Below are 11,682 nucleotides of genomic sequence, written 5' to 3' on the forward strand. Positions count from 1 at the left end.
GACGAAGGGAACTTGATCGTCGCGGCCGGACGCATGGGTCCTCGCGGTTACTCCCATTCCTACCCGGCTCCGCGGTGGCCAACACCTGCTTTTGCAGCGGGCGCTACTGGGCCGCCCCTGAGACGCTACTGGGTCGCCCCTGAGGCGCTACTGGGGGCGCGCGAAGAACCCGAATTAGCACCCCTAGAGAGTGGTTTTTACGGTTCACAGACCTACCCGTCTGTGGTCACATAGGGAGGTGAGTCCGTGAAGATTGGGGTCTGGCGGACATGATGCAGGAGTCGCAGCGTGGGAAAACACCGGGGAAACTCATCGAGTGAGCAGCCGATCAGGGCACGGACCATTGCCGTGCGCTGTTTATCCGGCGGCTTCTGCTTGTCCCTCGCGGTCCTGACCTTCGCGGTTCACGGGTTGGCAGGCGGCGTGACGCAATTTGCGCCAAATACGGCAGCCGTTTCCGGTGCCGTTGCGCCCGTGCCACTGGGCGCCGCGATTCCGGCCGGCCCGGCCGTCGCCAGCAACGCAGCAGAGGCCCCCGTCGCTTTCACCGCGGACCCCTCGGCGCTGGTTGGCTTTAGCCGCTCCACGGTTGAGACGAGCTCCGAGCAGGGCGGAGGCGGGGAGCTGAATGTCGCCTCCGCCAGCCTGAAACGTCCGGCGCTGGGCTGGCTCATGGCGCCGCTGGAATCGCTTCGTGAGTCTTCCCCCTACGGTCTGCGCACGAGCCCGCTGACTGGTCACTCCGGCGAATTCCACTGGGGCCAGGACTACGCCGCTGCCTGCGGCACCCGGGTCTATTCGGCCGACGCCGGCGTGGTGCGGGCCGTCGGCTGGCACCCCTGGGGCGGCGGGAACCGGGTGGAGATCGACCATGGCAACGGGCTCATCACCACCTACAACCACCTTGAGGCCATAGCCGTTAAGAAGGGCGATTCGGTGCGTGTCGGCGAGGTCATTGCCCGGGTCGGCACCACTGGATCCTCCACGGGATGTCATCTCCATTTTGAAACCATTCTGAACGGCTCCCACACGGACCCGCACGGCTGGAAACTGCTCCCCACCACGCAAGTGGACCCCCTTGGCACCATCGAGATGACAAGCTACCAGCCGGAAGCCAACAGGTCGTCAAACGCCAGCATTGGCTGGGCCATCCCGGTCCGGGAGGACCTGACACACGAAGTGACGGGCGGCGTTCAGGAAAAACCGGTTCCAGCTGTTGTCGCCACGCCGACGCCCAGCGCGCCACCGCCGCCACCCACGACGACCGCGCCACCCACGACGACCGCGCCACCCACGACGACCGCGCCACCCACGACGACCGCGCCACCCACGACGACCGCGCCACCCACGACGACCGCGCCACCCACGACGACCGCGCCACCCACGACGACCGCGCCACCCACGACGACGCCGACCGCGCCGCTCAAGACGCAGCCGCCGACCGCGCCGCTCAAGACGCAGCCGCCGACCGCGCCACCGACCACACCGACGCCGACCACACCGCTCAAGACGCAGCCGCCGACCGCGCCGACGACCACGCCGCCGCCGACCGCGCCGACGCCGACACCCACCCCCTCGCCGGCCACCACGCCGATTCGGAGAACAGCCCCGGCGTCCAGCGCAGCTGCTGCCGCGCCGCCCAGTACCCCCGTCGCCCCCACCCCGGTGACACCCGTCGCGCCCACCACCAGCGTGACGCAGCCGAAGAAATCCGCTGCAGTGACGACCACGCCCCCGGCGCCTGCTCCCACCAGTACGCCGAAGCGTTAGGCCCGCGACGGAGCCAAAACGGGGCCGTGCCGGTCAAGGCGGGGCCAGCAACGCCGAACTGACCAAATTCAAGAACAGTGTCCTTCCTGGGCTGGTGAAGTGGAACTTCGAGAAGTTCCTGGTGAACCGCGACGGCGAGGTGGTGGCCCGCTTTGCGCCCACCGTGGAACCGGACTCGCCCGAGGTCATTGAGGCGGTCCAGGCCGCCCTTTGACGGAAAACCGGGCCGGGCATCAGGCTTGAGGGCCCGCTCGGCGCCCGGTTAGGACAGGGCACAACGGCCCCTGTTCCTAAATTTGCTTACCGCCTAGACTGGCGGAACCATCCAATATATCCGGACAAACCCGCGGTGCGGCCACGCCTGCCCGCCGGCAATGTGGCCGAAATCTGCCGGTGGATGGCGAATCAGCACGCTTCGTGAATCACAACTGGACACTCTTATTGGGGGTCCGTGAAACCAGGAGGAAAGTGATGACAGGGAACAAAGCCGTTGCCTACAAGGGACCGGGCAAGGTCGAACTCATCGACATTGACTACCCCACTTTTGAACTTAAAGACGGCCCGGGGGTCAACCCCGCCAACGTGGGCCGTTCGGTGCGCCACGGCGTAATCCTTAAAACCGTCGCCACCAACATCTGCGGCTCCGACCAGCACATGGTCCGGGGCCGTACTACCGCCCCCCCGGACCTCGTGCTCGGCCACGAGATAACCGGTGAGGTCGTCGAAGTGGGCCCCGACGTCGAATTCATCAAGGTGGGGGACATCTGCTCCGTCCCCTTCAACATCGCCTGCGGCCGCTGCCGGAACTGCAAGGAACGTAAGACAGGCATCTGCCTCAACGTTAATCCCGACCGCCCGGGCAGCGCCTACGGCTACGTTGACATGGGCGGTTGGGTGGGCGGCCAGGCCAACTACGTCCTGGTGCCATACGCGGACTGGAACCTGCTGAAGTTCCCGGACAAGGACCAGGCCCTCGAAAAAATGTTGGATCTGACCATGCTGTCCGACATCTTCCCGACCGGTTACCACGGCGCGGTCTCGGCGGGAGTCGGTGTCGGTTCCACCGTCTACATCGCCGGCGCCGGTCCGGTCGGGCTCGCTGCGGCCACCAGCGCCCAGCTGCTGGGCGCCGCCGTCGTCATCGTGGGGGATCTAAACGCCGACCGCCTGGCTCAGGCGCGCAGTTTCGGCTGCGAAACGGTGGACCTGACCAAGGGCGGACCGGCAGAGCAGATCGAACAGCTGCTGGGCGTTCCGGAAGTCGATTGCGGTGTGGATGCGGTCGGTTTCGAAGCCAAAGGCCACGGTGCCGGAGCCCAGGAGGCACCGGCCACGGTGTTGAACTCACTCATGGAGATCACGGCCGCCGGCGGTGCGCTCGGCATCCCCGGGCTCTACGTCACCGGTGATCCGGGCGGCGTGGACGAGGCCGCCAAGAAGGGCTCGCTCTCCCTTAGCCTCGGCACGGGCTGGGCCAAGTCGCTGAGCTTCACCACCGGACAGTGTCCCGTGATGAAGTACAACCGCCAGCTGATGATGGCGATCCTGCATGACAGGGTCCACATCGCTAAGAACGTCAACGCGAAGGCCATTACTCTGGAGGATGCGCCGAAGGGCTACGCCGAATTCGACGCCGGCGCGGCCACGAAGTATGTCCTGAATCCGAACGGCTACCTGAGCTAGAACACGCTGTTAAGGCGGCGGCACTGCCCGGTTTCCGCTCTCCGCGGGGACCGGGTGGTGCGCTCCCGCACCGGGCTGTGCTGCCCCGGCCGTCCAGGGAATATTCCGGAAGGGAAATGGGTGACGGCATAAGCTTTAACGCCCATTTTTCGAACATGCCTGCCGACGTTTGCACATTGTTTGCCTAATGTCTGGTTGGATAGACCTTACTGAGAGGGACACTGGAGGCACCGCTTCCACCCAACCAAGAAGGTAGCAATGGAGCTCATCGAGGCCGAACACCCCCGGCCACGTCATTTCCTACTCCACCTGAGCGACCCCCACCTGCTGGGAGGTACGGAGCGCCTGCACGGCGTAGTCGACAGCGACTCATTGCTCCAACAGCTCTTCGACGAAGTCCGGGCTTCCGGCGCGCGACCCGAAGCCGTGGTCTTCACCGGCGACCTCGCGGACCGCGGCGAGCCGGAGGCCTATGCCAAGCTGCGCGCGATCGTCGATCCCGCCTGCAAGGCCATGGGCGCCAAAGTCATCTGGGCCATGGGAAACCACGACAACCGTGCCAACTTCCGCACCGGACTTCTGGACCAGGCGGCCGATGACTCGCCAGTGGACCGCAGCTACTTCATCAACGGGCTGAGGATCATCACCCTGGACACGACCGTCCCGGGATTCCATCATGGCGAACTCAGTCCCGCGCAGCTGGAATGGCTAGCTGCGGAACTGGCCACACCGGCCCCCGACGGGACCATCCTGGCCCTGCACCACCCTCCGGTGCCCTCGGTGCTGGACCTCGCCATCCTGGTCGAACTTCGGGGGCAGGCGGCCCTCGCGGGAGTGCTGCGCAACTCTGATGTGCGCACCATCCTCGGCGGCCACCTGCACTACTCGACGACGGCGACCTTCGCTGGCATCCCCGTGTCCGTGGCATCGGCGACGTGCTACACCCAGGACCTGAACGTGGGTGTGGGCGGAACCCGCGGGCGCGACGGCGGCCAGGCGTTCAACCTGGTCCATGTCTACGAGCACACGATCGTGCACTCCGTGGTCCTGCTGGGCGAGACTGCTGCGGTGGGTGAGCTGGTCTCCGCGGAAGAGGCCCAGCGGCGGATTTCGGCCGCCGGGATCCGCGTTCCTCGTCAGGCCAAGCTGGAAGATCCGGCCAGGATGCCGGGCCACCGCACGCTGACCACCCGGAACTAGTGCCCCTTTACTTCTCCCAGGGAGCCTTGATCGGGTAGTACTTCTCCAGGAAATCCGTCACGAGGGCGGCCCGCTCCTCGGCCGGCACCTCGGGGAAGCTGCCGTCGTTCAGGCAGAAGAAATCCATGTTCCGCTTGGACAGCAGCTTGGGCAGGTAGTTGAGGCCGGCCCGCGCCGTGGTGTCCACGTACCGCACCTTGGCCGCCGTCTGGGTGACGGCGCGGCCGGTGAGCAGCGCGTAGTAGTGGTAGAACGAGTTGGTCACGGAGATGTTGTCCGCCGCGCGGAAGGTGCTGGCGGCGGTCTTGGCAAACTCCGCCGGGAATTCCTGTTCCATCTGGGCAACCAGGCTGCGCCGCAGCGGGGCGGCTGAGTGCTCGAGGTGCCTCGTGGTGATCCGGCCGAACCGGTCCCAGAGCAGTTTGCGGTTCACCCGGGCGGCGTTCTCGAACCCGCTGCGCTCGGCGTCGTTGTCGCCGAGCCCGATTCGGGTTTCCGCCTCGATGAACTTGGTGATGCCGCCCGGGGTGAAGAACATGTCCGGTCCGACGGCCCGCCCGAAGAACATGTCGTCATTGGAGTACAGGAAGTGCTCGGAGAGTCCCTCGATGTGGTGGAGCTGGCACTCCACCGCCTGCGAATTGTGGGTGGGCAGCACGGACGGGTCCGCAAAGAACTCCTCGCTGCGGACAATTGTCACACTCGGGTGGTTGGCCAGCCAGGACGGGGTGGGGGAGTCTGTGGCGATGAAGATCCGGCGGATCCACGGCGCGAACATGTAGACCGAGCGCAGGGCGTACTTGAGCTCGTCGATCTGGCGGAAGCGGGCCTCATGGTCATCGCCTTCCCCCACGACGACGCCCGCCATCCGTGCCCGGCGGGCTGCGATGTACTCCGGGGAGCTTCCATCGACCCACGAGAACACCAGATCAATGTCGAAGCTGATGTCGCTTGCGTGGTCCGCGAACATGTTCTCGATGGTGGGCCAGGTGTGCCCGTAACGCTCCACCGTGCCACGGACGGCGTCCTGGGCCAGCATGGTGCGGCGGGTCAGCGAGTTTTCGATCGGGAGGATCAGCTGGTCCCCTTCGAAGCTCCACAGCTCAAGCTGGACGCCGGCCGAGGCGCCGAACTCGAAGCCGCCCTCCGGCTCGACGCGGGGGCGGTACAGCCGGAAGATCCGGGACTGGCGGTTGGGAGACAGCTCGCCGTCAGCCACCAGCACCGACGACTTCTTCTTCGCGTCGACGCTCATCGAGTAGAACGGCTCGTCGTGGCAGGCCTCCACGAGCGCATCGCGGAGCTCCTTACGGTTCTTCCAGTCCACGGCGATGACCGGCCGGTGGTTGTTGCCGCGGACCAGCAGGTAGTCCAGACCGGCGTCGGCAAGCACAGAGCGGATAAACAGCAGGTCTTCGACCATGGCCTGGTACGGCGTGCGGTTTTCGTTGATCAGCGCATACCGGCCCCGCCGGCGTACTACGTCAGGGCGGGGCCGGAACCTGGCGACGGCCGCGGCGGAGGTGACCTCTTCGTGGGCGTCCTCGGAGGCCTGGCTGCCGTAGTAGATCTCATCCTGGACCAATGCTTCTGTAATGTCGTTTCTCCGGGCTTCTGTGCGTGAACGTGTACCTACTTGCATGATAACGCGAGGCCCAAAATCGCAACGGAAATCCGCCGGTATGGCTCCGGCAGGGCTCCGGAATGGCACCGGTCTTACGCCGGCAAGCGCAGACTCAGCCGATGAGGGCGGACCGCCAGCTGCGCAGGAAGGCCGCCCCGGCGTCGTCGTGGATGACGTCCCCGCCCAGCCCCAGATCCGCCGCGGTGAGCACCTCATAGGGCTTCACCGGAACACCGTCGGCCGGGCGCACATCCACGTGCTTCACCGGATGGTCGTTGTGGTGCAGCCAATCGGCCATGGCGTAGTCGGTGCGGGAGTCGCCCACCGTGCGCCAGGCCTGCGGTGTGATGCCTTGGGCTGCGAGCAGTTCCACGGCACGGCTCGCGCCCAGGTCCTTGCCCAACCGAACAGACTCAATGTCCGTGGAAATGATGGTGGGATCCACGCGGTAGTCGATCTGGTCGTCCGAGTTGGGTGCGTGGTGGTCAAGCCGCACAACCCCGAGACCGTGCCGCCCCATCAACGCCATGGCATCGGCGTCGAAAAGCTCCTGCTCGGCGCGGTAATCGGAATTGGCGACGGCGACGTGCTGCTCCACGGACACCATGGCCCGCTTGGTTTCATCGAAGAACATGTGGGCGGAATAATCCTCGGCCACGAGACGGCGCACATCGTCGCCTAAGGCCTGCGGCATGGCGAGTTCCCGGTCCACGTGTACGGGTCCGGGGCCTTCCGCGGTGTAGCTGAACCACACTGCGCCCTTCTCGCAGATCGCGTGGATGACGGTCCCTGCCGCCATCCCGGCGGCGATCATCGGCTCCATCACCTGCTCACGGATGAAGGCATCCGAGCGCCCGGTGTTGAAGATGACCGGGATGCCCGCTGCCGCCAGCGCGAGCATGTCCGCAATAATCCCCGGCTGCACGTCGCGCGTCACAGGGCTCGCCACGGGCCCGTCGACGTCGAGCAGCAGGGCCAGCCGGGGAGTCGACGGCGAGGGGGCGGCCGGCGTCTGAAGTGCAGTCATGCACCCATTCTGTCAGCCGTTGGGCCCCTTGGCATTCGCGGTTGACCCGGGCGACTGGATGGTGTGGCCCGTGACAACCAGGCGCCGCCGGTGTGACAAATGGTTACCGTTTGGCTACAACCTCACGCCTGCGGTGGTCTTGGATTCCTTTGTCCGCCCAAGTTCCCTAGGCTGGTAGGGTGATATTCAAAGCTGTGGGCGAGGGACGCCCGTACCCCGACCATGGTTACAACACGCCCAAGGAATGGGCGGCTCTGCCGCCGCGGCCGGTCCGGCTGGACGAGCTGGTGACCACCAAGCAGACACTGGACCTTGAAGCCCTGCTGGCGGAGGATTCAACCTTCTTCGGCGATCTGTTTCCGCACGTTGTTGAGTTCCAGGGCGTCCTGTACCTGGAGGACGGCCTGCACCGGGCCGTGCGCACCGCCCTTCACCAGCGCACCGCCATCCACGCGCGCGTCCTGGTGATTAATGGCTAGAAAGCCGAAGGACGTCACCGCCCTGCACGGGCACCGAGTCGTCAGTGGTTCCGAACTCCGGGCCACCTTCGTCGAAGAGGACGACGCGCCGGACAACCCCGTCCGGCTGCGCCGCCGCATTCTGCATGGCGTCGTCCTGGTGCTGCTGGTCGGCCTCATTGCTGCGGCGATCGTTGTCGCCCTGGCGATCATGAACGGCCAGATCAAGGTTCCGACGGCGGAGCGCAGCCGCGCTGCCACTCGGCTGTGCCCGGAAGCAACGTATGACTACACGCCGCCGGACAAGATCACTCTTAACGTTTTCAACTCCACCAACCGTCCCGGTCTGGCACAGAGCGTGGCGGACGCGTTTGCCGCCCGTCACTTTATCGTGGGGGCGGTGGGCAACACTGCGTCAAGCTACCGCGGCGTGGCACTGATCGTCTCCGGCGCGGCGGGCCAGTCGGCTGCCTTCAGCGTCCAGCGCAACGTCCCGGGCTCGGACTACGTCCAGGACGACCGCACGGACCCGAGCGTCGACGTCATCCTTACCGGGGACTACAAGGAGCTGACCGGTCCGGAGCTGGTGGACCAGACGCCGGGAAAGCTCAGCTGCCCGCGGGAGGAGCGGCGGATCGTCGACGACTCCGCCGTCCCGATCATGCCGACTGCGCCGCCGTCCACCGGCTAGCGACTGACGCGCACGGCCCTACCGGCGTCGTCGAACCGGGCGCCGGCGCCCAACTGGATAAACCGGACCGTCCGCGCAATCCGCGCCTCGGCGTCGGGGTCCTGGCCTGCGCCGTCGCCCCGGGCCGCACTTGAAGAGAGCGTGCCGTGGATGAGCTGCGCGAGCTGGGCGATGTCCGCCCGGGGCAGGTAGCCCTGGGCCATACCGTCGCGCAGGATGCCCTGCAGCAGCACGCTGAGCTCGCCCACATGGTCCGCCAGCTTCGCGAAGGACGCAGGCGAAAGCACCGCGCCCATGGCCGGACCGGGCGGGAGATGCCGGCGGCTGAGGTCCTCGACCTGGGCGCGCACATAGAGTGCCAGCCGCTCCACCGGGTTTTCCAGCGAGTCCAGCGAGTCCCGGAGGTCCAGGAGGAACCGTTCGGTCTCGTCCAGGGCGTATGCGATCAGGAGCTCTTCGATGTCCGCGTAGTAGTTGTAGACGGCGGTACGGCCGATCCGCGCGTGCCGGGCCACATCCGTCATGGTCAGGCCGGGCAGCCCGTGGGTGAACAGCAGTTCGCCGAACGCGGTTAGGATGCGGCGTTGGGTCTCGGCACGTTGGGCGGCGTTGCTCGCGGCCGAAATCCTGGGCATACGGACACTTTAGCGCGATCTGTCACCAAAGCTCCGGTTTCCCGGCGCGAACGGACACTTCGCGCCCACAAAACCGCGATTTCGGGGCGCCAAGTGTCCGCTCGCGCGGGGGCGGGGCGGGGGTGGCGGAGGTCCAGGGTACGGACGTTGGGCTAGACAGCGCACCCGTCCGGTCCGCAGGCATCTCCGGCACCGTCGACCGTGCCGTCGCCGGTGGCGTTGACCATCACGAGAGGGTTGCTTTCCTGCCACGCCTGTTCGAGTGCCGCGGTGAAGGTCTCCGCAGACTGGGCGCCGGAGAGCCCGAACGTCCGGTCGATCACGAAGAACGGTACGCCGTTGATGCCCAGTGCGCGGCCCTCCTCAAAGTCCAGCCGGACGTCGTCGGCGTACTTGTCGGTGCTGAACAGCTCGGTCAGTTCGCCGGCGTCGATCCCGTGGTCCAGTCCCAGGGACGTGAGGTACTCCTCGTTGCCGATGTCCTTGCCGTGCTCGAAATGGTCGCTGAGCAGCCGTTCCTTTGCGGCGTCCTGCTTGCCGCGGGCGGCCGCGAGGTGGATCAGGCGGTGGGCGGTGAAGCTGTTGGCCACGACGACGTCGTCAAAGCGGTAGTTGAGGCCCTCGCCTTTGGCCTGGGCCGCCACGTGCTCGAACATCTGCGAGATCTGGTCCGGTGCCATGCCCTTGCGCGTGCTCAGGTACTCCAGTTCAGTGCCGTCGTAGTGTTCGGGGAGAGTGGGGTCCAGCTGATAGCTGCGCCATTTCACCTCCACCGAATCGCGGTGCGGGAAAGCGGCCAGGGCGGTTTCAAAGCGGCGCTTGCCGATGTAGCACCAGGGGCAGGCCACATCGGACCAGATCTCAATCTTCATGCTGGCCACAACCGCGCGGGTGGCAACCGCATTCCCCGGAGGGGTTGTCACTTCGGTCACGGACGTGCCCGTACCCTGGCGCCGGCACTGCTCAGGGCGTGACCGCGCGCTCCATGACGAAGTCGTTTTCCACGGTGTTGCCCAGTTTGAAGGACTTGGTCCCGACCGTGCGGAAGCCGGATTTCCCAGTTCAGCCCGAACGCCGGCCGCTGGCCGATCGCCTCGAGGGTGCGGGCGGTGGACCAGGAGTCGTAGGCGATTTCGGAGGGGTGGAGTTCGTGGGCGAAGCGGACCCCTATTCATCGACTACGTCCAGGATCGGGTTCCAGCGGTCGGCGAGGTCCTGGTAGCCGGCGCCGAGCGCTTTCGGGTAACCCAGCTACGCCGTGATAGCAATGACGGGTAAGGATCTCAATCCATAAACCTGATTTGTGGCCAAGCACGCCCAAGAGTACGGACACTTCCTATGACGGCGAATATTCTCTCCAGGGTGCCGCGCGGCTGGCTCCTGCTTGCCGCCATCGGGCTCATCGCGCTGAACATGCGCGGTCCGCTGGTGGCGGTGGCGCCGGTGGTCGGGCTGATGCAGGCGGAGCTGGGCTTCTCGCCCGTGGAACTGGGTTTCCTGACCGGCATCCCGGTGCTCTGCTTCGCCCTCGCCGCGCCGCTGGCTTCCCTCGCCGGCCGCAAGATGGGCGCCGAAGTCGCCATCACCCTTACCCTGCTGGGCGTGCTGCTGGGCGTGATTGTGCGGTCCGCGGGCGGCGGCGGCCTCGTCATGGTCGGCACGGTGATCCTCGGCATCGCCATCACGGTGGGCAACATCGCCGTCCCCCTGATCATCCGGCGCGACTTCGCCCCCGCCCGGCAAGGCACGGCCATGGGCATCTACACCGCGGCGCTGAACGTCGGCTCCTTCGTGACCTCCGTGGTGACCGCGCCACTGGCCGAACTGCTGGGTTGGCGGCCGGCGCTGGCGGCCTGCGGACTCTTCGCGCTCGCGGCGTCCTTGGTCTGGGTGCTCGCCTTCGGCAGCCGGGCCCTCCGCCCCGAAGCCGTTCCCGGATCAAAGCCTGATCGCACGGCCACCAAACCGGCGTCGCGCTGGATCACCGTCGGCCTGACCGCCGGGTTCGCCGGGCAGGCCTTTTCCTACTACGGCGTGACCGCCTGGCTGCCGAGCCTCCTCGCCGACGAACTCGGCATGACGCCGGCCGCCGCTGGTGCGGGGTCATCACTGTTCCAGATCCTCGCCATCGCCGGCAGCCTGGGTGTTCCGTTCGCAGCCCGCTTTGCCAGTACGACGACGGTCGGCCTCACCTTGGGGCTGTTGTGGCTTACGGTGCCCGTGGGCTTGCTGCTGGCCCCGGAGCTGTGGTGGCTGTGGTCCTCGTTCGGCGGGGTGGCCCAGGGTGGCGGCATCACCCTGATCTTCATCGCCATCATCCGGTTGGCCCGGGACCAGGCCTCGGCGGGGCGGATGTCCGCCGTCGTGCAGGGCGCCGGCTACTGCTTCGGAGCCCTGGCGCCGACCCTGCTGGGCTACGTGCACGGCGTCTCGGACTCCTGGGCCGGCCCGCTGCTGATGGTCCTCGGCTCGGTGGGCGTCTTCATCCTCGGCACCGCACTGTCCCTGCGCCACGTCCCCAAGGTCCACTGACTGGCCGCTCCGACGCCCGAACGGACACTTGAGGCCCACGTTTGTGTAAAACGCGGGCCTCA

At 66.6% G+C, this 11,682-nt stretch carries 10 protein-coding genes and 4 pseudogenes; 7 read left to right on the top strand and 7 right to left on the bottom strand.

What is annotated here, in order from left to right; translation table 11 throughout:
* Positions 1-672: 672 nt before the first annotated feature.
* A pseudogene (locus ACQCSU_RS14070) lies at positions 673-978 on the top strand (M23 family metallopeptidase); the annotation flags it as partial.
* Positions 979-1,193: 215 nt separating this feature from the next.
* Here ACQCSU_RS14070 and ACQCSU_RS14075 read toward each other — a convergent pair.
* On the bottom strand, positions 1,194-1,730 hold the full coding sequence (locus ACQCSU_RS14075; protein WP_426979930.1) for a hypothetical protein: 537 nt from the start codon (positions 1,728-1,730) through the stop codon (positions 1,194-1,196).
* Between the two features lie 92 nt (positions 1,731-1,822).
* On the opposite strand from ACQCSU_RS14075, the pseudogene ACQCSU_RS14080 reads away from it, so the two are divergent.
* From ACQCSU_RS14080 to ACQCSU_RS14090, 3 genes and pseudogenes are all read left to right on the top strand, one after another.
* Positions 1,823-1,984: pseudogene (locus ACQCSU_RS14080) on the top strand (glutathione peroxidase); the annotation flags it as partial.
* Between the two features lie 257 nt (positions 1,985-2,241).
* The gene (gene fdhA / locus ACQCSU_RS14085) at positions 2,242-3,453 is read left to right on the top strand and encodes a formaldehyde dehydrogenase, glutathione-independent (protein ID WP_426975912.1); all 1,212 of its coding nucleotides are present in this window, start codon (positions 2,242-2,244) and stop codon (positions 3,451-3,453) included.
* Between the two features lie 258 nt (positions 3,454-3,711).
* Complete coding sequence (locus tag ACQCSU_RS14090; protein ID WP_426975913.1) at positions 3,712-4,653, top strand: phosphodiesterase; 942 nt, start codon at positions 3,712-3,714, stop codon at positions 4,651-4,653.
* A gap of 7 nt (positions 4,654-4,660) precedes the next feature.
* Here ACQCSU_RS14090 and ACQCSU_RS14095 read toward each other — a convergent pair whose 3' ends face one another.
* Complete coding sequence (locus ACQCSU_RS14095; protein ID WP_426975914.1) at positions 4,661-6,295, bottom strand: stealth family protein; 1,635 nt, start codon at positions 6,293-6,295, stop codon at positions 4,661-4,663.
* 94 nt (positions 6,296-6,389) lie between these two features.
* Positions 6,390-7,304, bottom strand: a complete 915-nt coding sequence (locus tag ACQCSU_RS14100) for a hypothetical protein (protein ID WP_426975915.1) — start codon at positions 7,302-7,304, stop codon at positions 6,390-6,392.
* Positions 7,305-7,483: 179 nt separating this feature from the next.
* Here ACQCSU_RS14100 and ACQCSU_RS14105 point away from each other — a divergent pair, with 179 nt between their 5' ends.
* Entirely contained in the window at positions 7,484-7,783 is a 300-nt protein-coding gene (locus ACQCSU_RS14105) for a type II toxin-antitoxin system VapB family antitoxin (protein ID WP_426975916.1), read from the top strand.
* Positions 7,776-8,453: a LytR C-terminal domain-containing protein gene (locus tag ACQCSU_RS14110; RefSeq protein WP_426975917.1), complete on the top strand. Its 678-nt coding sequence runs from the start codon at positions 7,776-7,778 to the stop codon at positions 8,451-8,453. Before ACQCSU_RS14105 ends, ACQCSU_RS14110 begins: the two co-directional genes overlap by 8 nt.
* Here the strand turns inward: ACQCSU_RS14110 and ACQCSU_RS14115 are convergent.
* The 4 genes and pseudogenes from ACQCSU_RS14115 to ACQCSU_RS14130 form a co-directional block, all read right to left on the bottom strand.
* Complete coding sequence (locus ACQCSU_RS14115; protein ID WP_426975918.1) at positions 8,450-9,088, bottom strand: TetR/AcrR family transcriptional regulator; 639 nt, start codon at positions 9,086-9,088, stop codon at positions 8,450-8,452. The genes ACQCSU_RS14110 and ACQCSU_RS14115 overlap by 4 nt on opposite strands.
* Positions 9,089-9,240: 152 nt before the next feature.
* Entirely contained in the window at positions 9,241-9,960 is a 720-nt protein-coding gene (locus ACQCSU_RS14120; RefSeq protein ID WP_426979797.1) for a DsbA family oxidoreductase, read from the bottom strand.
* A 91-nt stretch (positions 9,961-10,051) separates the two neighbouring features.
* Positions 10,052-10,144, bottom strand: a pseudogene (locus tag ACQCSU_RS14125) (GNAT family N-acetyltransferase); the annotation flags it as partial.
* Positions 10,143-10,327, bottom strand: a pseudogene (locus ACQCSU_RS14130) (sugar phosphate isomerase/epimerase); the annotation flags it as partial. The pseudogenes ACQCSU_RS14125 and ACQCSU_RS14130, both read right to left, overlap by 2 nt.
* Positions 10,328-10,426: 99 nt before the next feature.
* Between ACQCSU_RS14130 and ACQCSU_RS14135 the strand changes: the two are divergent.
* The gene (locus ACQCSU_RS14135; protein WP_426975919.1) at positions 10,427-11,620 is read left to right on the top strand and encodes a CynX/NimT family MFS transporter; all 1,194 of its coding nucleotides are present in this window, start codon (positions 10,427-10,429) and stop codon (positions 11,618-11,620) included.
* The last annotated feature ends 62 nt before the right edge of the window (positions 11,621-11,682 follow it).

The organism is Pseudarthrobacter sp. O4 (assembly GCF_050157025.1).
GTDB lineage: Bacteria > Actinomycetota > Actinomycetes > Actinomycetales > Micrococcaceae > Arthrobacter.

Bases quoted from the DNA above. Each gene is read 5' to 3' on its own strand.
- ACQCSU_RS14135 (WP_426975919.1), top strand. From the start codon at position 10,427: ATGACGGCGAATATTCTCTCCAGGGTGCCGCGCGGCTGGCTCCTGCTT.
- ACQCSU_RS14120 (WP_426979797.1), bottom strand. From the start codon at position 9,960: ATGAAGATTGAGATCTGGTCCGATGTGGCCTGCCCCTGGTGCTACATC.
- ACQCSU_RS14100 (WP_426975915.1), bottom strand. From the start codon at position 7,304: ATGACTGCACTTCAGACGCCGGCCGCCCCCTCGCCGTCGACTCCCCGG.
- fdhA (WP_426975912.1), top strand. From the start codon at position 2,242: ATGACAGGGAACAAAGCCGTTGCCTACAAGGGACCGGGCAAGGTCGAA.
- ACQCSU_RS14115 (WP_426975918.1), bottom strand. From the start codon at position 9,088: ATGCCCAGGATTTCGGCCGCGAGCAACGCCGCCCAACGTGCCGAGACC.
- ACQCSU_RS14110 (WP_426975917.1), top strand. From the start codon at position 7,776: ATGGCTAGAAAGCCGAAGGACGTCACCGCCCTGCACGGGCACCGAGTC.
- ACQCSU_RS14090 (WP_426975913.1), top strand. From the start codon at position 3,712: ATGGAGCTCATCGAGGCCGAACACCCCCGGCCACGTCATTTCCTACTC.
- ACQCSU_RS14095 (WP_426975914.1), bottom strand. From the start codon at position 6,295: ATGCAAGTAGGTACACGTTCACGCACAGAAGCCCGGAGAAACGACATT.